16 protein-coding genes and 1 pseudogene are annotated in these 18,991 nt (G+C 74.5%); 11 read left to right on the forward strand and 6 right to left on the reverse strand.

The features are described from left to right. The first annotated feature begins 16 nt into the window (after window positions 1-16). Window positions 17-2,092, forward strand: a complete 2,076-nt coding sequence (locus tag HLI28_RS03465) for a thioredoxin domain-containing protein (protein WP_171246114.1) — start codon at window positions 17-19, stop codon at window positions 2,090-2,092. 103 nt (window positions 2,093-2,195) lie between these two features. Here the strand turns inward: HLI28_RS03465 and HLI28_RS03470 are convergent, their stop codons facing one another. After that, a complete protein-coding gene (locus HLI28_RS03470) occupies window positions 2,196-2,954 on the reverse strand; it encodes a GH25 family lysozyme (protein ID WP_171246115.1) in 759 nt (252 codons plus the stop codon). A gap of 103 nt (window positions 2,955-3,057) precedes the next feature. Between HLI28_RS03470 and HLI28_RS03475 the strand changes: the two genes are divergently transcribed. Next, entirely contained in the window at window positions 3,058-3,486 is a 429-nt protein-coding gene (locus HLI28_RS03475; RefSeq protein WP_171246116.1) for a DUF3817 domain-containing protein, read from the forward strand. Window positions 3,487-3,591: 105 nt separating this feature from the next. Beyond that, window positions 3,592-5,658: a bifunctional metallophosphatase/5'-nucleotidase gene (locus tag HLI28_RS03480; RefSeq protein ID WP_171246117.1), complete on the forward strand. Its 2,067-nt coding sequence runs from the start codon at window positions 3,592-3,594 to the stop codon at window positions 5,656-5,658. Between the two features lie 108 nt (window positions 5,659-5,766). Here HLI28_RS03480 and HLI28_RS03485 read toward each other — a convergent pair whose 3' ends face one another. Together HLI28_RS03485 and HLI28_RS03490 are read right to left on the reverse strand one after the other, a co-directional pair. After that, window positions 5,767-6,432: an MBL fold metallo-hydrolase gene (locus tag HLI28_RS03485; RefSeq protein ID WP_171246118.1), complete on the reverse strand. Its 666-nt coding sequence runs from the start codon at window positions 6,430-6,432 to the stop codon at window positions 5,767-5,769. A gap of 17 nt (window positions 6,433-6,449) precedes the next feature. Further along, entirely contained in the window at window positions 6,450-7,289 is an 840-nt protein-coding gene (locus tag HLI28_RS03490) for an HAD family hydrolase (protein ID WP_171246119.1), read from the reverse strand. 120 nt (window positions 7,290-7,409) lie between these two features. On the opposite strand from HLI28_RS03490, the gene HLI28_RS03495 reads away from it, so the two are divergent. From HLI28_RS03495 to HLI28_RS03520, 6 genes are all read left to right on the forward strand, one after another. After that, window positions 7,410-9,731 carry a glycoside hydrolase family 3 N-terminal domain-containing protein gene (locus HLI28_RS03495; protein ID WP_171246120.1) on the forward strand — a complete coding sequence of 774 codons (2,322 nt, stop codon included), beginning with the start codon at window positions 7,410-7,412 and terminating at the stop codon, window positions 9,729-9,731. Window positions 9,732-9,764: 33 nt separating this feature from the next. Then, window positions 9,765-10,433: a pentapeptide repeat-containing protein gene (locus HLI28_RS15880; RefSeq protein ID WP_171246121.1), complete on the forward strand. Its 669-nt coding sequence runs from the start codon at window positions 9,765-9,767 to the stop codon at window positions 10,431-10,433. Next, window positions 10,430-11,437, forward strand: a complete 1,008-nt coding sequence (locus HLI28_RS15885) for an alpha/beta hydrolase (protein WP_171246122.1) — start codon at window positions 10,430-10,432, stop codon at window positions 11,435-11,437. Before HLI28_RS15880 ends, HLI28_RS15885 begins: the two co-directional genes overlap by 4 nt. Before the next feature lie 62 nt (window positions 11,438-11,499). Next, entirely contained in the window at window positions 11,500-12,180 is a 681-nt protein-coding gene (locus HLI28_RS03510; RefSeq protein WP_171246123.1) for a response regulator transcription factor, read from the forward strand. Continuing rightward, the gene (locus tag HLI28_RS15405; RefSeq protein ID WP_171246124.1) at window positions 12,177-13,538 is read left to right on the forward strand and encodes an ATP-binding protein; all 1,362 of its coding nucleotides are present in this window, start codon (window positions 12,177-12,179) and stop codon (window positions 13,536-13,538) included. The genes HLI28_RS03510 and HLI28_RS15405 overlap by 4 nt, the downstream gene beginning before the upstream one ends. Then, window positions 13,535-14,500 (forward strand): TAXI family TRAP transporter solute-binding subunit, encoded by a 966-nt coding sequence (locus HLI28_RS03520; RefSeq protein WP_171246125.1) that lies wholly within the window; start codon window positions 13,535-13,537, stop codon window positions 14,498-14,500. The genes HLI28_RS15405 and HLI28_RS03520 overlap by 4 nt, the downstream gene beginning before the upstream one ends. Here the strand turns inward: HLI28_RS03520 and galE are convergent. Further along, complete coding sequence (gene galE / locus HLI28_RS03525; RefSeq protein ID WP_171246126.1) at window positions 14,490-15,626, reverse strand: UDP-glucose 4-epimerase GalE; 1,137 nt, start codon at window positions 15,624-15,626, stop codon at window positions 14,490-14,492. The genes HLI28_RS03520 and galE overlap by 11 nt on opposite strands. A gap of 128 nt (window positions 15,627-15,754) precedes the next feature. Between galE and HLI28_RS03530 the strand changes: the two genes are divergently transcribed. Continuing rightward, window positions 15,755-16,174: a phage holin family protein gene (locus HLI28_RS03530; protein WP_171246127.1), complete on the forward strand. Its 420-nt coding sequence runs from the start codon at window positions 15,755-15,757 to the stop codon at window positions 16,172-16,174. 295 nt (window positions 16,175-16,469) lie between these two features. Beyond that, window positions 16,470-17,117: pseudogene (locus tag HLI28_RS15410) on the forward strand (FUSC family protein); the annotation flags it as partial. 42 nt (window positions 17,118-17,159) lie between these two features. Here HLI28_RS15410 and HLI28_RS03535 read toward each other — a convergent pair. Next, the gene (locus tag HLI28_RS03535; RefSeq protein WP_171246128.1) at window positions 17,160-17,888 is read right to left on the reverse strand and encodes a VIT1/CCC1 transporter family protein; all 729 of its coding nucleotides are present in this window, start codon (window positions 17,886-17,888) and stop codon (window positions 17,160-17,162) included. Between the two features lie 105 nt (window positions 17,889-17,993). After that, entirely contained in the window at window positions 17,994-18,896 is a 903-nt protein-coding gene (locus HLI28_RS03540) for a cation diffusion facilitator family transporter (RefSeq protein ID WP_171246129.1), read from the reverse strand. Window positions 18,897-18,991 lie beyond the last annotated feature (95 nt).

The raw sequence follows: 18,991 nt of genomic DNA on the forward strand, positions 1-18,991 counted from the left end.
CGCGTAGCGTGGGGGCATGGCCGAACGTCTCCGCTCCGCCACGTCCCCCTACCTGAGGCAGCACGCCGACAACCCGGTCGACTGGTGGCCGTGGAGCGACGCCGCCTTCGCCGAGGCCCGCCGGCGTGACGTGCCCGTCCTGCTCTCGGTCGGCTACGCCGCCTGCCACTGGTGCCACGTCATGGCGCACGAGTCCTTCGAGGACGACGAGGTCGCCGCGGTGATCAACGCGGGCTTCGTGCCGATCAAGGTCGACCGTGAGGAGCGCCCCGACGTCGACGCCGTCTACATGGCCGCCACCACCGCCATGACCGGCCAGGGCGGCTGGCCGATGACGGCGTTCCTCACCCCCGACGGCGAGGCGTTCCACTGCGGCACCTACTTCCCCCGCGACCCGTTCCTCGAGGTGCTCGGTGCCGTGCGGGACGCCTGGGCCGACGCCCGCGACGCCGTCGCCGAACGTGCCGGCGCCGTCACCGAGGCGATCGCGCGGACCACGTCGGGGATGCCCGCCGCCCCGCTGGACGACGCCGAGCTCGCCGCCGCCGTCGAGACCTTGAGCGCCGAGGCGGACACCACGCACGGCGGGTTCGGCGGCGCGCCGAAGTTCCCGCCGTCGATGACGCTCGACCACCTGCTGCGTCACCACGCCCGCACCGGGAACCCCGAGGCGCTGGCCATGGTCGAGCGCACGGCCGAGGCGATGGCCCGCGGCGGCATCTACGACCAGCTCGGCGGCGGGTTCGCCCGCTACGCCGTCGACGCGGCCTGGGTCGTGCCGCACTTCGAGAAGATGCTGGCCGACAACGCCCAGCTCCTCGGCGTGTACGCCCGGCTGTGGCGTGCCACCGGATCCGAGCTCGCCGAACGCGTCGCCCACGAGACCGCCTCGTTCATCCTGCGGGACCTGTCCACGGCGTCCCGGGGATTCGCCTCCTCCCTGGACGCCGACACCGTCGTCGACGGGCACGGCGTCGAGGGCCTCACCTACGTCTGGACGCCCGCCCAGCTGCGCGAGGTGCTCGGGGACGACGACGGCGCCCGCGCCGCGCAGGTCCTCGGCGTCACCGAGCAGGGGACCTTCGAGCACGGCGCCTCCACGCTGCAGATGCCGGGCGACCCCGACCCCGACTGGTGGGCCGACGTCCGGGCCCGGCTGCGCGTCGCCCGCCTGGAGCGCCCGCAGCCGCACCGGGACGACAAGGTCGTCACCGCCTGGAACGGCATCGCGATCGCCACGCTCGCCGACGCCGGCGCCATGATGGACCAGCCGCTCTGGGTCGCCGCCGCCCGCCAGTGCGCGACGTACCTGCTCAGCGAGCACGTCGTCGAGGGGCGGCTCTACCGGGCCTCCCGCGGCGGGGTCGTCGGGGACGCGCTCGCCGTCGCCGCGGACCACGGCGACCTGGTGCGCGGGCTGCTGTGCCTGCACCAGGCCACCGGCGAGGCGCAGTGGCTCGAGTCCGCCGTCGACCTCCTGGACCGCGCGATCGAGCTGTTCGGCGCGGGCGAGGACGGCGGGTTCTACGACGTCGGCTCCGACGCCGAGCGTCTGGTCGTGCGGCCCCGCGACCCCAGCGACGGCGCCGAGCCGTCGGGGCAGTCGGCCATGGCCGAGGCGCTGTTCACCGCCGCCGCGCTGACCGGCTCGACGCGCTACCGCGAGCTCGCCGAGTCCACCGTGCAGGCCTCCGGCACCCTCGCCCGGCGGGCGCCCCGGTTCGCCGGCGGGGTGCTCGCCGCCGCCGAGGCGCTCGCGGACGGGCCGCGGCAGGTCGCCGTCGTCGGGGCGCGGGCCGGCGGGGACGGCGGGGTGCTGCTCGACGCCTCCCGCGTCGGCGTCGGGGCGCACCACGTGGACGACGACGGGGACTCGGGTCGGGCGGCGGAGCTGCTGCACGCCGCACGCCGTGCGCACACCGCGGGCGCCGTCGTCGTCCCGGGGATGCCGGACATGTCCGGGGTGCCGCTGCTGGCGGACCGCCCGCTCGTGGACGGCGGACCGGCGGCCTACGTGTGCCGGGGCTTCGTCTGCGACCGGCCGGTGACGACCCCCGAGGAGGTCACCGCCCTGCTGCAGCCCGACCGCTGACCACGGCCATCACGCTTGATCGCGAGGTCGTACCTGCCGTCACGTCGTCGTACCCGGCGGGTACGACCGGGAGACGGAAGGTACGACCTCGGGGGCTATGGGGTCAGTCGAGGGTGAGCGCCCGCAGCTCGGCGAGCGAGCCGTCGAACACGTTCATGTCGATGTGCTCCTCCTCGCCGTCGTAGCCGCGCAGGTGGTCCCGGTCGGAGTACTGCCAGAACTCCCAGTCGGTGCGCGGCAGGTCGGGGGTGAGGGCGACCGACCGGATCCACAACGGGTAGCGGTCGTAGTCCTCGCCCAGGTAGGAGCTGCGGATCTCCTGGGTGGTGTAGATGATCGGCGGGGCGCCGTAGTGGGCCTCCAGGTCGGCCAGCAGCGGGTCGAGGATCCCGCGCAGCTCGTCCCCGCTCGGCGGGTCGGCGATGAAGTCGCCGTAGTACTCGACGTCCACGACGGGCGGCAGGGTGCCCGGCTCGGCCGGCACCTGGGCGACGACGTGCGCCGCCTGGCTCTCGCCCGCGCTCTCGAAGCTCATGAAGTGGTAGGCGCCGACCACCAGGTCCGTGCCGCGGGCCCCGGCCCAGTTGGCGGCGAACCGTTTGTCGACGTGGCGGGAGCCCTCCGTCGCCTTCATGAACGCGAAGTCGAGGTCCTGGGCGGCCAGGACCGGCCAGTCGATCTCCCCCTGGTAGGCGGAGACGTCCACCCCGCGGACCTCGTAGTCGCCGACGAGGAACCGGTTCGGCCAGACGATCCCGTTCCAGACCAGCACGGCCAGCACGCCGGCGGCCAGCACCAGGCCGGCGAGGACCCCGGTCGTCCACCGCAGCCATCGTCTGCGTCGCCCCGCACGCACACCCATGTGCTGATCCTTGCAGGTCCTCCGGTGTGCCCGACGCCACGGAACCGGGCCTGCAGGCGGGGCGTTGTCCCGGCGACCCCAACGCTTCCCGGAAGGACCCCGCATGCCCGCCGACCGCACCACCGCGCAGCCGCTGACCGGCCTCGGCCGCCTCTTCGCCGTCGTCGCCTGGGTCGAGGCGTTCACCTGGGCCGGGCTGCTCGTGGGCATGTACCTCGAGCACGTCGCGGGTGTCACGGACCTCGGCGTCTGGCTGTTCGGCCGCCTGCACGGCGGGGCGTTCGTCGCCTACGGCCTCGTCACCCTGGTCGTCGCCGTGCGGTACCGGTGGGGCGTCCCGCGCACCCTCGTGGCGCTCGCGGCCGCCGTGCCGCCGCTGACGACGGTGCTCGCCGAGCGATGGCTGCGCCGCACCGGGCACCTGCACGCGCCGCAGGACCGTGCCGAGCCTGCGGCGCGCACCGAGCCCGCGGCGCCCACCAGCTCCGAGCCCGAGCCCGAGCCGGTGGCGGGAGACGCCCCGCGCGGCTGACACCGGTCGATCAGGTGTTTGCCTGATCGTTACTCCCCGGGTGTTCACATGTCGGACTCCGTGGCTAGGGTGACGTCACCCACACCTTCCAGGGAGATCACACCCATGCTCACTGCTCGCAAGCGAGTGGCCGGGTTCGCCGCCTTCGGGTTGGCAGCCACGGGTGTCGCCACCGTCGGCGCACTGCCCGCGCAGGCCGCCGACCCGGTCGACGTCCAGATCCTCGCCACCAACGACTTCCACGGTCGCATCCTTCCGAACTCCTACAGCGGCGACGCCGGGGCGGCCGTGCTGGCCGGCGCGGTCGACCAGCTGCGCACGGAGAACCCGAACACGGTCTTCGCGGCCGCGGGTGACCTCATCGGGGCGTCGACCTTCGAGTCGTTCATCCAGCACGACCGGCCGACCATCCAGGCCATGAACGAGGCCGGCCTCGACGTCTCCGCCGTGGGCAACCACGAGCTGGACGGCGGGTACTCCGACCTGGTCGACCGTGTGATGGCGGACTACGACCCGGTGACGAACCCGTTCGGCGGTGCCGAGTGGGAGTACGTCGCCGCGAACCTCAAGATGCGCGCGACCGGCGACGACGCCGTGCCCGCCTCCTGGCTCACCGAGCGCGGCGGGGTCGAGATCGGCTTCGTCGGCGCCGTCACCGAGGACCTGCCGTTCCTCGTGAGCCCGGCGGGGATCGAGGACATCGAGGTCACCGACATCGTCGACGCCGCGAACGCCGAGGCGGACGCGCTGCGGGCCGAGGGTGCCGACCTGGTGGTCCTGCTCGTGCACGAGGGGGCGACCTCCACCGACTGCGCGGACATCACCGACGGTGCCTTCGGCGAGATCGTCACCGGTCTCGACGGCGACACCGACGCGATCGTCTCCGGGCACACCCACCTGGCCTACGACTGCCGCGTCCCGGTCGCCGAGTGGTCCGGCCGTGCCGTCACCGAGCGTCCCGTGGTCTCCGCCGGTCAGTACGGCGTGAACCTCAACCAGCTCGAGTTCTCCGTCGACCCGGACTCCGGCGACGTCACCGGGCTGCGGACCGACGTGCTGCCCCTGTTCGGCAACTACCCGGCCGACCCCGAGGTCCAGGCGATCGTCGACGAGGCCGTCGAGGTCGCCGACGAGCTGGGTGCCGAGCCGCTGGGCGAGGTCGCCGACGTGCTCAACCGCGCCAAGCGCTGGACGGTCGACGCCGACACCGGTGAGGACGTCCTCGTCGAGAACCGTGGTGGCGAGTCCACCCTCGGCAACCTCGTGGCCGAGGTGCAGCGCTGGGCCACCTCCTCGGAGGAGTCCGGCAGCGCCGAGATCGCCTTCATGAACCCGGGCGGCCTGCGGGCCGACCTGACCGGTGACCCGGCCGCGGACTTCCCGCGGACGATCACCTACAAGGAGGCCGCCGTCGTCCAGCCGTTCGCCAACACCCTGGTGAACATGGACCTCACGGGCGAGCAGATCAAGACCGCCCTGGAGCAGCAGTGGCAGCGCGACGACGAGGGCGACGTGCCCTCGCGGCCGTTCCTGCGTCTCGGCGCCTCCGACGGTTTCGAGTACACCTACGACGACTCGCGTCCCGAGGGTGACCGGATCACCGGCATGTGGCTGCACGGCGAGGCGATCGACCCGACCACCGCCTACTCGGTGACGGTCAACTCCTTCCTCGCCGCCGGCGGTGACAACTTCCGCGTCTTCGCCGAGGGCGCCGACGCCAGCGACACCGGCAAGATCGACCTGTCGGCGTTCGTCGACTACATGGCCGAGTTCGCCGGGGACACCCCGCTCGAGGCCGACCCGAGCCAGCGGGCCGTGGGCGTGTCGTTCACCGAGAACGCCGACCTCCGGGCCGGCAAGCAGACCGCGTTCGACGTCTCCTCGTGGTCGATGTCCACCGCGGCGGACACCAAGGACGACGAGCTGGTCGTGATGCTGGACGGCGAGAAGGTCGGGTCGTTCCCGGTCGACAACACCGTCACCGACAGCGTCTACGACGTCACCGGCACCGCGTCGGTCAGCCTGGAGCTGCCGAAGAAGACCGAGGGCACCCTCACGCTGGTCGGCATGTCGACCGGCACGGAGGTCGTCGTCGGCGAGGTCACCGCGCCGGGCAAGCCGGCGGGGCTCCCTGGCCCGCCGTCGTGGGTCCCGGCCCCGTTCAACGGCTGAGTCCGGACGGCCTGACCGTCCGACGCACACTGACGGGCGCGGCCCCCGGTCCGTCCCACCCCCGAGCGGGGCGGGGACGGGCCGGGGGCCGCGCCCGTCGTGCTGCGGTCAGGGGACGGTGAGCTCCTCGCCGACGGCGGGCCGCACGGCGCGGGTGACGCCCTCGCGCTCGAGCGAGGCCAGCACGCGGTCGGCGATCGACAGGCCCGTGTCGTTGAGCAGCCCGTCGTGCACGCCGACCACGGTGCGCGGCGCGACCTGGCGGACGTACCGGATCAGGTCGACGGCGCGCAGCCAGGGGGCGTCGACGGGGGTGACCAGCACCGGCACCTGCCCGTCCCACGGCGTGTGCCGGTCACCGCTGACGAGCACCGTCCCGGCCACCAGGTAGCTGAGGTTCTCGGGGCCGGGCACGTCGGGGTGCATCTCCGCGTGCGGGCCCCCGCCGACGACGACGTCGAGGCCGACCACGTCGACACGGTCACCGGGGGAGAGGGTGCGCCACCCCGGCGCGCCCGGGTCGTCGAACGCGTCGCCGAGCGTGTCACGGACGGAGGCGGGGCCGTACATCGGGATGCCCCGGTCCAGGGCGGCGGACAGCACCGCGGGGTCGGCGTGGTCGGGGTGCTCGTGGGTGACGAGCACCGCGTCGACACCGTCGAGGTCCGGCGCCGGGCCGAGGCTGCCCGGGTCGAGGAGGATCCGGCCTCCGTCGGCGACGAGCTCGACGCAGGCGTGGTGGTGCTTGACGATCCGCAGCGCTCGGTCGGTCATTCCCCGACCCTAGGCGTTCAGGCGGCGTCAAGCATCGCCCGGAGCACCTGGACCACGCCGTGGTCGGCGTTGCTCGGGGCGGTGTGCGCGGCGTGCGCGAGCACCTCGGGATGAGCGCCGGCCATGGCGTAGGACCAGGTGGCGGCACTCATCATCTCGAGGTCGTTGAGGTAGTCCCCGAACACCATCGTCTGCGCCGCGTCGATCCCGAGCGCGGACTGCAGGCGGCGCAGCGCGACGCCCTTGTTCACCCCGTGGTTCATGACGTCGACCCAGTGCGGGCTGGACACCACGACCTGCAGGTCGTCGCGCAGGTGCTCGAGCGCGGGGTAGGGCCCCGTGGCGGAGTCGAGGTGGTCGTACACCGCCACCTTGAGCACCTGGTCGTCGACGGCCAGCAGGTCGTCCACGACGGTGAGGTCGGTGTAGTAGGGCCCGACCCGGTCGAGGAACTCCGCGTCGGAGCGCTCGACGTAGGCGGACCGGAGGCCGGCGACGACGGCACCGCCGTCGCGCGTGGCGCGCAGGCCGCGGACGGCGTGCACGATCGCGGCCACCGACGCCGGTTCGACGGCGTCGGTGGCGATCGTGGTCCCGCCCCGGGTCACGTAGGTGCCGTTCTCGGCGATGACCACGAGGTCCTCGTGCCCGGGGGTGCGGTCGGCCGGGAAGGCGGCGGTGATGGTCGCGTGCTGCCGCCCGGACGCCGGGACGAGGAGGACGCCGGCCTCGTGCAGCCGGGCGAGCAGCGGCCACAGGCCGTCGGGCACGTGACCGTCGGCGTCGAGCAGGGTGCCGTCCATGTCCGTGACGACCAGGCGTACGTCGTCCAGGTGCGGAACCGGGGGGAGGGTCATGGCTCCAGGATCTCCGATCGGCGGGACGGGGGCGGCGGCAGGTCGCCCTGCGAGACGTTACCGACCGCATGGTAGCAATTCGTGCTACGGTCCCGGCAGGACCAGATCGAAGGGATCACCATGGCTGTCGACACCATCGCGACGACACCGCTCGCCGTCGCCGACGTCCCCCGGCTCGTGGCCGGGCTGACGCTCGAGGAGAAGGCTTCCCTGTGCTCCGGGCAGGACTTCTGGAACACCCAGGCCGTCGACCGGCTCGGGATCCCGGCCGTCATGGTCACCGACGGGCCGCACGGGCTGCGCAAGCAGGCCGGCGCCGCCGACCACGTCGGGCTGCACGACTCCGTCCCGGCGACGTGCTTCCCCACCGCCGCCGGGCTCGCCTCCACCTGGGACCGCGACGTGGTCCGCCGGGTGGGCGAGGCGCTCGGTGTCGAGACCCGCGCGCACGACGTCGGCGTGCTGCTCGGCCCGGGCGTCAACATGAAGCGCAGCCCCCTGTGCGGCCGCAACTTCGAGTACTTCAGCGAGGACCCGCACCTCGCCGGCGAGCTCGCCGCCGACCTCGTGGACGGCATCCAGTCCCAGGGCGTGGGCACCTCCCTCAAGCACTTCGCCGCCAACAACCAGGAGACCGACCGCATGCGCGTCAGCGCCGAGGTCGACGAGCGCACCCTGCGCGAGATCTACCTGCCGGCGTTCGAGACGGTCGTCACCCGCGCCCAGCCGTGGACGGTGATGTGCGCCTACAACAAGGTCAACGGCGTCTACGCCTCCCAGGACCCCTGGCTGCTCACCGAGGTGCTGCGGGACGAGTGGGGGTTCGAGGGTCTCGTCGTCTCCGACTGGGGCGCCGTGGACGACCGCGTCGAGGCGGTCGCCGCCGGCCTCGACCTCGAGATGCCGTCCTCCGCCGGGATCAACGACGCCCGCATCGTCGCCGCCGTCCGTGCCGGCGAGCTCGACGAGGCGCTCGTGGACCAGGCCGCCACCCGCGTCCTGACGGTGGTCGCCCGTGCCCTGGAGGCCGCGGCCGACCCGGGCACGTTCGACGCCGCCACCCACCACGCCCTGGCCCACGAGGTCGCCACCCGCACCGCCGTGCTGCTGAAGAACGACGGCGACGTCCTGCCCCTCGACCCGGCGGCCGCCGACGACCTCGTCGTCGTCGGCGAGATGGCCCGCACCCCCCGCTACCAGGGCGCCGGCTCGTCGCAGGTGAACCCCACCCGCCTGGTCAGCGCGCTCGACGCGTTCGCCGAGCGGGGTCTCGACGTGCCGTTCCACCCCGGCTACGTCCTGGCCGAGGCGGCCGGGCGGCCGGGCCAGGACCGCGACGACGCCGAGCTGCGCGCCGAGGCCGTCACCGCCGCCGCGGGACGCACCGCGGTCGTGTTCGCCGGCCTGCCCGCGGTCGACGAGTCCGAGGGATACGACCGCGAGCACATGGAGCTCCCCGCGAGCCACCTCGCCATCCTCCGCGAGGTGTCCGCCGTCGCCCGGCGCACCGTCGTCGTGCTCTCCAACGGGTCGGCCGTGACCGTCTCCGGCTGGGAGGACTCCGTCGACGCGATCCTGGAGACGTGGCTCGGCGGCCAGGCCGCCGGCTCCGCCGCCGTCGCGCTGCTGCTCGGCGAGGCCGCGCCCTCCGGCCGTCTGGCCGAGTCGATCCCGGTGGCGCTCGCCGACGTGCCCGCCCAGCTCAACTTCCCCGGCGAGAACGGCAGCGTCCGGTACGGCGAGGGCCTGTTCATCGGCTACCGCGGCCTGGACGCCACCGGGGCCGACGTCTCATACCCCTTCGGGCACGGCCTGACCTACACCTCGTTCGAGCACACCGACCTGACGGTCGAGTCCGACGACGTCACGGCGGACACGGCGCCGGGCGACGTCGTCGTCCGCGTGGGGTTCACCGTGACCAACACGGGGCCCCGCGAGGGGGTCGCGGTGCCGCAGCTCTACGTGGGCCGGCCCGGCTCCGCCGTGACCCGCGCCCCGCGCGAGCTGCGCGGCTTCGAGGCGGTGACGCTGCAGCCCGGCGACTCCCGCCGCGTCGAGCTGACCCTGACCCGGCGGGACCTGTCCCACTGGGACACGGCCACGCACGCGTGGGTCGTCGAGCCGGGTGCCCTCGAGGTCGCCGTCGGCGCCTCCTCCCGGGACCTGCCGCTGACCGCCACGGTCGACGTCGTCGCCCCGGAGCCGGTGGCCCCGCTGCACCGGTACTCCACCATCGACGAGTGGCGCCGTCACCCCGAGGCGTGGGCCGCCCTGGTCGACGCCATGGGGGACGCCGCCCAGATGTTCGACACCGAGGCCGACCCTGCCATGGCGGCCATGCTGTCCGCGATCCCGGGCATCAAGGTCACCACGATGGGCTTCTCCGACGGGCTCACCCCCGAGCGGTTCGAGGAGCTGCTCACCCGGTACGGACAGGCCTGACCGCCGGGGCCGGCCCTTCCCTACACTGAGCCCGTGCCCTCCCCGCAGCAGACGCCGCCCGCCCCGCCCGTCGTCGACCCGGTCGCGCTGACCGACCTCGACCCCGGCGAGGCGGGCGAGCTCGTCGCCGGCGCCGATCTCGAGGGGCGTGAGCACACGGCCGTCGAGGCCGACCGCCTCGAGCTCCGCGGGGCGCAGGTGCACTCCTCGCGGCTGCGCGGGCTGCAGGCCCGCGAGGCCGACCTGCGCAACCTCACGCTCACCGAGGTCGTCATGGAGCAGGTGGACGTCCCCGTCGTGCAGGGCATCCGGGGCCGGTGGCGCGACGTGGAGCTGCGCGACGCCCGGATCGGGTCGGCCGAGCTGTACGAGTCGACGTGGCAGTCCGTCCGCTTCGTCGGCTGCAAGCTCGGGTACGTGAACCTGCGCGGCGCCACCCTGCAGGACGTCGTGTTCACCGACTGCCAGATCGACGAGCTGGACCTCGTCCAGGTCCGCGCCACCCGGGTCGCGTTCGAGGGCACCGCCGTCCGCCGGCTCGACGTGCAGGCCTCGACGCTGCAGCACGTCGACCTGCGGGGGGCGGACCTGACCGAGCTGGTCGGCACCGACGCGCTGCGCGGCACCACGATCACGAGCGTGCAGCTCGCCCACCTCGCGCCGCTGCTCGCGGCCAACCTCGGCATCACGGTCGTCGAGTGAGCGAGGAGCCCGCGGCGACCGGCCGCTCCGGCGACGCCGCCGCCACCGGTGACGCCCCCGGCGCCGGACGGGCGACGCCCTGGCAGGTCTGGCTCGTCCGCGTCCTCGCCGTCGCGGGCCTCGGCGTCGTGGCCTGGGCGTGCGCGACCGCGTGGGGCGCCGTCGTGCACGGGCACCCGGCCTACGCCGTGCTGCTCGGCCTGACCGCGGTGGGCAGCGCCGTCGTGCTGTGGCGTTCCCGCCGTCCGACGCCTCCGCGCACCCGCGCGCGGGGCGTGCTGCGCGTCCTGGCGACGGTCGCCGCGGTCGCCTGGCTCGCGGCCGTCGCCTGGCTGCGACCGTTCGTCGCCGTCGAGCCGGCCCTGGACGCGATGAAGTCCGACGACGCCGTCACCGTCACCACCTCCGCCACCCGGGTGGTGCTCACGCCCACCGGGGAGCCGGACGGCACGGCGGTGTTCTTCCAGCCGGGCGCCAAGGTCGAGGCCCGCGCCTACGCCGCCGTGCTGCGCCCCCTGGCCGAGGCCGGGCACACCGTCGTGATCGCCCAGCAGCCGCTGGGGATCGGGTTCCTCGCCACCGGGGCCTTCGACGACGCCCGGGACGCGCACCCCGAGGCCGAGCGGTGGGTGCTCGGCGGGCACTCCCTGGGCGGTGTCGTCGCCTCCACGCAGGCCGACGCCGCCGACGAGGACGAGGTCGCGCCCGCCGCGGGGCTGCTGCTGTACGCCTCCTACCCGGCCGGCGACGTGAGCACGTCGCTGACCGCGGCGGTCGAGTCCGTCTCCGGCTCGCGGGACGGGCTGTCCACCCCGGAGTCGATCGAGGCGTCGCGCGCGGACCTCCCGCCCGGCGCCGGGTTCACCGTCGTCGACGGCGCCGTGCACGCGTTCTTCGGCGACTACGGTCCCCAGCCCGGCGACGGGACGCCGACGATCAGCCACGACGGCGCCCGGGAGCAGATCGCCGCGGCCTCCGTGGCGTTCGTCGACCGCGTGGGCTGACCCGCGACGTCACCCGCTGACGCTCTGGCGGCGTCGGCTCACGCTCGGCTACGGTCAGGTCCGTGCAGCTGCTGGTGGTGGAGGACAACGAGCACGTCGCCGGAGCGCTGGTCTCCGTCCTCGGCAAGCACGGGTACGAGGTGATCCGCGCCGCCGACGGCGCGACGGCGCTCGCCGAGCTGAACCCGCGCACCGACCTGGTGCTCCTCGACCTCGCCCTGCCGGACATGGACGGCTTCGAGGTCTGCCGCCGCATCCGCAAGGTGGCGGACACGCCGATCATCATGGTCACGGCCCGGACGCAGCTCGACGCCCGGGTCCGCGGTCTCGAGCTGGGCGCCGACGACTACGTCACCAAGCCGTACGACGTCCGCGAGGTGCTGGCGCGCATCGACGCGGTGCTGCGCCGGGGCCGCGCCCGCGAGTGGGACGGCCGGCAGGAGGCCGCGCGGGTCGCCGTCGCCGGGATGCAGATCGACCTCGCCGCCCGGGAGGTGCGCCGCACCGACGACTCCCTGGTCTCGCTGACCCGCAAGGAGTACGACCTGCTGGCCCTGCTCGTCCGGCACCGGGGCACGGCCCTGGCCCGCGAGCGCATCCTGCGCGAGGTCTGGGGGTCGAGCTGGAAGGGGCTGGGCCGCACCCTGGAGGTGCACGTCGCCTCGCTGCGCCGCAAGCTCGGGGCCCCCGCCGTCGTGGAGACGGTCCGCGGGGTCGGCTACCGCGTCGCCGGGCCGGCGTGAGGGCGCGGCTGACGGCGCTGGTCTACGTGCCGATCGCCCTGGTGCTGCTCCTGGTCGGCCTGCTGTACGCCGCGAGCGTCACCCGCGCGCAGCAGCAGGACGTCTTCCTCGACCGGCTGCGGGACGTCTCCTACCTCTCCCTCACCGCCCGGCAGGCGATCCTGGCCGACGACCCGGCCATCGTCGCCGTCGACCTGGAGCGGTACCGCGAGGTGTACGGCGTGCGGTCCGCCGTCGTCGACCAGGCCGGGGTGACGCTCGCCTCCGCCGGGCTCGACGTCGAGGACTACCCGGAGCGGCACACGGCCGTGGCCGGGCGGCGGTCGGAGATGGCGGCGAGCTTCTGGCCGTGGGACGTGGACGAGATCGTCGTCGCCGAACCCGTCTTCGACGGCGAGGACGTCGTCGGGGCGCTGGTGTCGGTGTCGGACACCCGCGCGCTGGAGCGCAGCATCTGGCTGAGCTGGGGGCTGCTCACCGCGGGCGGTGTCGCCGTGGCCCTGCTGGCCGTGCTCATCGCCGACCGCACCGCCGGCTGGGTGCTGCGGCCCGTGCGGGTCGTGGACGCCGCCATGGAACGCATGGGCTCGGGCCGCCTCGACGAACGCATCCCGCCGTCGACCGGGCCGCCCGAGCTGCGGGAGGTGGTCACGCGGTTCAACGAGATGGCCGAACGGGTCGAGCACCTCATGCGGCGTCAGCAGGAGTTCGTGGCCAACGCCTCCCACGAGCTGCGCAACCCGCTCAACGCCCTGATGCTGCGCATCGAGGGGCTCGCCCTGACCGTGCCGTGCGAGCAGGTCGAGGACGTCGAGCACGTGCGTGCCGAGGCGGTGCGGATGGCGCAGATCCTCGACGCCCTGCTGCTGCTCGCCGAGGACGGGAGCAGCGGGACGGCCCAGCCGGTGGACCTGGTCGAGCTCGCGGCCCGACGGATCGAGGGGTGGCGGCTGCTCGAGGACGGCCGGACGGTCCGGCTGGCCACGCCGGACCGTCCGGTGTGGGCCGCCATCGACCCGACGGCCCTGGGCACCGCGCTCGACACCATCGTGGACAACGCGCTGAAGTTCTCCCCGGCCTCCGAACCGCTCGAGATCACGGTCGCGGACGCCGAGGGCCGGTGCGAGATCGTCGTCCGCGACCACGGTCCCGGCGTCGCCCCCGACCAGCTCGAACGGCTGACCGAGCGGTTCTGGCGCAGCCCCGGCCACAGCAACGTCCGGGGGTCCGGGCTCGGGCTGGCGATCGCCTCCGAGCTGCTGGCCTCGGCCGGCGGGGGGCTCCGTCTCGAGCTCCCGGACGACGGCGGGCTGCGCGCCCACCTGCAGGTCCGTCCGTGGGACGAGGAGCGGCCGTGAACCGACGGGTGGGGAGGTCGCTGACGGCCGCGGTGCTGACCCTCGTGGTCCTGGCCGGGTGCTTCGTCACCGACGACACCTCCGGGGCGGGCCGCCTGCCGGACCGGATCACCATCGCCACGGGCGGCACGACGGGCATCTACCACGCGTACGGCCGCGCGCTGGCCGAGGTGCTGGAGGACCGGCACGGCGTCGAGACCGAGGTGCTGACCACCGGCGGCTCGGTGGAGAACCTGGAGCTGCTCGCCGTCGGCGAGGCGCAGGTGGCGTTCAGCGCCGCCGACGCCGTCACCGACGCCGTGCACGGGACGGGGTCGTTCGACGAACCCGTCGACCTGCGGGCCCTGGGCCGGGTCTACGACGACTTCGCGCACCTCGTGGTCCCCGCGGACTCGCCGGTGCGCGAGCTGGCCGACCTGCGCGGCCTGCGGGTCTCCGTCGGGGCCCCCCGGTCGGGGACGTCGCTCATCGCCCGGCGCGTGCTCACGGCCGGGGAGGTCCCGGAGTCCGACCTGCGCGTCCTCGAGCTGGGGATCACCGAGTCGTTGGACGCGCTGGGCACCGGGCGGATCGACGCCTTCTTCTGGTCCGGCGGGTTGCGCACGCCCGGTCTGGTCCAGCTCGCCGAGGAGACGCCCGTCCGTCTGGTGCCCCTGGACGGCGTCGTGGACGAGCTGCGCGAGCAGTTCGGTCAGGGCTACCGCCACGGCACGGTCCCGGAGGGCATCTACGGCCTGGACGCCGACGTCGAGACGTTGGCCGTGCCCAACGTCCTGGTGGTCCCGGCGTCGCTGCCCGAGGAGGCCGCCTACGCGCTGGTCGCGACGCTGTTCGCGGCCCGCTCGGAGCTGGCCGAGCAGGTCGCCTCCGCGGCGATGCTGGACCGGACCCGGGTCATCTACACCGAGCCCGCCGCCCTGCACGCCGGGGCGCTGCGGTACTACCGCGACGTCAAGGACTGACCGGCCCCGAGGGTCGCCCCGCCGCCGGGGCCGCCGCGTCCGGCAGCGGGGGGACGGTCCGCAGCCGGTGCCCCACCCCGCCCCGCCAGGGGGTCTCCGGCGTCACGGTGGGCGGGTAGCCGTCCGGGTTCGCGAGCTGCCAGCGCCAGTGGTCGCCGCAGATCTCCTCCAGACCGCGCCGGGCGTGCCAGCCCAGGGCGTGCGCGGCGCGCCGGGGGTCGGCCACGAGGCGGGCCGCCGTCGAGGGGGCCGCCCCGACGACCTGGTGCGGCACCGCGCGTCCGGTGACCCGCTCGAACGTCCGGATCACCTCCAGCACGCTGGTGGCGCGGCCGGAACCGAGGTTCCAGGTCGTGAACCCTCCGGGCGCGGACTCCAGCGCCTCCAGCGCGGCCACGTGGCCCGCCGCGGCGTCGACCACGTGCACGACGTCGCGCACGGGTGTGCCGTCCGCGGTGGCGTGCTCCCCGCCGAGCACCTCGACGACGGGCCGCCGCCCGGCCGCGACCTGACCGATCCGGGTCAGCAGGCCGGGCGCCGCGTGCGCGGTGTGCTCCCCGAGACGGCCCGAGGGGTGGGCCCCGGCGGTGGTGAAGCAGCGCACCACGGCGACCCGCAGGGTCGGGTCCTGGCCGACGAGGTCCCGCAGCAGGTGCTCGTTCGTGGCGAGGCTGCGGCCCAGGGGGGAGACCGGCGCGAGCGGCGACTCCTCGTCCAGCGCGTCGCCGTCGTCGGACGGGCCGTAGACGGCGGCCGAGGACGACAGCACGAGGCGGTGCACCTCGTACCAGGTCATGCAGCGCAGCAGGGTGAACAGGCTCGACAGGTTCGTCTCGTAGGTGTCCAGCACGCGGCGGTCACCGAGCCGGCCGGACCGCTGCCCGGCGAGGTGCACGACGGCGTCGAACCGCGCCGTCGCGAAGATCCGCTCCATCGCGTCGATGTCGGCCACGTCGGCGGCGTGCGTCGTGACCTGCCGGCCGGCGACGCCCTCGGCGCGCGCCAGCGCGGCCGGGCTGCCGCCGACGAAGCTCTCCACGACGTCCACGTCGTGTCCCGCCTCGAGCAGCGACAGCACGACGTGGGAACCCAGGTAGCCGGCCCCACCGGTGACCAGGACCCGCATCTGACGTGACCCCCGAACCTCTCGACGTGGTGCACATGCTGGTGGTCGGTCACCGCCCCGGCCCAGGGGGGTTGAGGGAATCCTGAGCATCTCGCGCGACCTGTGGTGATCTGTGCCACTCTGCCGTCATGGTCCGACTCCTCGCTCGTACGGCCGTCTTCCTCCTCGCGGCGGCGATCGGTGTGGTCCTGACGGACGTCCTGTTCGCGGCCTTCGACTGGCAGACGTTCGACGTCGTGTGGGACGACCCGCTGGGCTTCGTGGTGGCCGTCGTGCTCTTCGCGGTGGTGCAGGCGGTGATGTCCCCGTTCTTCGCCCAGCTCGCCCGTCGCAACGCCCCGACGCTGGTCGGCGCGGTGGGGCTGATCAGCACCTACGTCGCCCTGCTGGTGGCCTCGCTCGTCTCCGACGGGCTGGAGATCTCCGGCTGGCAGGGGTGGGTGATCGGCCCGGTGATCGTGTGGCTCGTGACGATGCTCGCCACGTTCCTGCTGCCGGCCTTCATCCTCAAGCAGGCCGTCGAGGAGCGCCGCGACGACCGCGCCTGACGCCCGTCCCGACCGGCCCGACGGGTCGGCCGGCCTCGACGACGGCACCGAGCCCCTGCCCCCGGGCGGTGCGCGCCGTCGCCTGGTGGCCGCGGCCCTGCTGACCCTGGCCCCCGGCGTCGCCCTCGGGCTCGTCGACCCGGTGCTGGTGATGCCCTGGCTGCTCGGGCTGCTGCCCCCGCTGACCGCGGCGGCCGCCTCCCCGCGTCGTCCCGTCCTGGTCGCGGTCGCCACCGGCGTCCTCGTCCTCCTCGCCCCCCTCGCGGGCGCGCACGCGGGGACCGCCACGGTGTTCATGACGGCCGTCGCGGCGACGGTGGGGCTCGCCGCGGCGTACGGCCGGACCGCGGGGGGCACCGTGCTGGCGACGACGGTCGCGGTCTACACGATCGCGCCGCCGGCCCTGACCGACGTCGACCCCCGCACGCTGGCGGGTGCCTGGCCCGCGGCGCTGACCGTGCTCCTGGCCGGCCTGTGGACGGCACTGCTGGTCGCGGTGCTGACCGGCGGGCTGCCCCGACGCGAGAGTCCGCGCGTGACCCGGGCCGAGAGCGCGTTCTACGCGGGCGCGCTCGTGGTCCTGACCGCGGCCGGCACGTGGTGGGCCGTCACCTACTACCCGGACACCCACTCGTGGTGGCTGCTGCTCACCTTCTACGTGGTGCTCGTGCCGCGCGCCGGCGAGATCGCGGCCCGCGCGGTCGCCCGGGCCGGCGGGACCGTCCTCGGCGGTGTCCTCGCCGCCGGCCTGGTGGCGCTCGACCTGCCCGGGCCCGTGCTGACCGTCGTCACCGTGCTCGCCCTCGTGGCGACGGTCGTCGCCACGGCCGCGGCCCCGCTGTGGGTGCTCGCCGCCCTGCTGACGGTCAGCGTCGTGCTGACCAGCCCGGAGGGGCCGGAGACGGCCGCCTGGGTGCGTGTCGTGCTGACGCTGGTCGGGGCCGGCTCGGCGCTCGGGGTGCTGCTGCTCGCGCGGTGGCTGCGGTCAGACCACGCCGGCGCTGCCCAGCAGCGACCCGACGGCGAACGTGGCGCCGAGCGCGAGCGCGCCCCCGACGACCACCCGCAGGACGGCCCGCCCGATCCGGGCGCCGCCGATCCAGGCGCCGACCCCACCGGTCAGGGCCAGCGCGACGAGGACGGCGACGAAGGTCGCGGCGACCTTGGCGGGTTCGGGCACGAGGAGCACCGTCGCGAAGGGCAGCAGGCCCCCGATGGCGAACGCGACGAACGAGGCGAAGGCGGCGTGCCACGGTGAGACGACGTCGTCGGCGTCGATGTGCAGCTCCACGGTCAGGTGGGCGCGCAGGGCGTCGTGCTCGGTGAGCTCGACGGCGACCTGCCGCGCGGTCTCCTCGGACAGGCCGCGGTCACGGTAGATCCCGGCGAGCTCCTCCAGCTCCGCCTCGGGCATCGTGGCGAGCTCGTGCTTCTCCTTGGCGATGAGCGCCTTCTCGGTGTCCGACTGGGAGGACACGGAGACGTATTCGCCCAGCGCCATCGAGATGGCCCCGCCGACGAGGGCGGCGAGGCCGGCGGTCAGCAGCGCCGCCTGCTCGCTGGTCGCCGCGGCGACGCCGACGACGACGGCCGCGACCGAGACGATGCCGTCGTTCGCCCCCAGGACGCCCGCGCGCAGCCAGTTGAGTCGCTGCGCGAGCCCCGTCCGGTGGGGTTCGTCGGCGTGGGTGCGCACCTCGGGTCCGCTGCTCATGCCACCAGGTAAGCACTCCCGAGCAGGCCTCGCCAGCAAGGCAAGGCTGGCCGAATCCTGCCCTTCCCGGCCGCTCGGCCCCGGGCTGTGCGGGGCGCCGCGGCCTCAGTCGTGCGTCGGGTGCTCGTGCTCGGGGTGGGTCTCGGGTTCGACCTGGAACGTCGTGTGCTCGATGCCGAAGTGGTCGCGGACGCAGTCCTGCAGCTCGTCGAGGATCGCCCCGGCGTGGCCGTCCCGGAAGCACTCCGCCTCGACGACGACGTGCGCCGAGAGCTGCGGCAGCCCGGTGGCGATGAGCGAGGCGTGCACGTCGTGGATCTCGTGCACGTGCTCGACCCCGAGCAGGTGGCTGCGGACCTCGTCCAGGTCGACACCCGGCGGCGTGGACTCGAGCAGCACGGCGGTGGTGTCGCGCAGCAGCAGCACGGCGCGCGGCAGGATCAGGGCGCCGATGAGCAGCGCCGCGACCGAGTCGGCCTGCTGCCAGCCGGTCGTGGCGATGACGACCGCCGCCACGACGACGGCCAGCGATCCCAGCGCGTCGTTGAGCACCTCGAGGAACGCGGCCCGCAGGTTGAGGTTCGCGCTGCGGCGCCCGACGAGGACGGCCAGGGCCGCGAGGTTGCCGACCAGGCCGATCACGCCGAAGACGACGAGCTCCGTCCCGGGGATCTCGGGCGGGTCCTGCAGCCGCTGCACCGCCTCGACGACCACGAACACGCCGACGCCGAGGAGCAGCGCGGCCTGGGCGAGGGCGGCGAGCACCTCGGCCCGCCGCAGTCCCCAGGTACGCCGCGGGGTGGCCGGGCGCGTCGCGGCGTGGGCGGCCAGGAGCGCCATCCCCAGCCCCGCGGCGTCGGTGAGCAGGTGCGCCGTGTCGACCAGCAGGGCGAGGCTGCCGGTGACCACCGCGCCGACGACCTGGGCCACGACGATGCCCGCCGTGATGCCGAAGGCCAGGCCGAGACGGCCGCGGTGGGTGCCGGGCCCGGAGTGGTCGTGCGCCATGGTCGGAACCTCAGCGCACGCGCGGCGGGTGGGTCCGGGGCGGTGCGCCCGGGGCGGGGGCCACCCGGACGGACGCCTCGGTGTGCGACGCGGTG

It is taken from the genome of Isoptericola sediminis (assembly GCF_013085345.1).
Taxonomy (GTDB): Bacteria; Actinomycetota; Actinomycetes; order Actinomycetales; family Cellulomonadaceae; genus Isoptericola; species Isoptericola sediminis.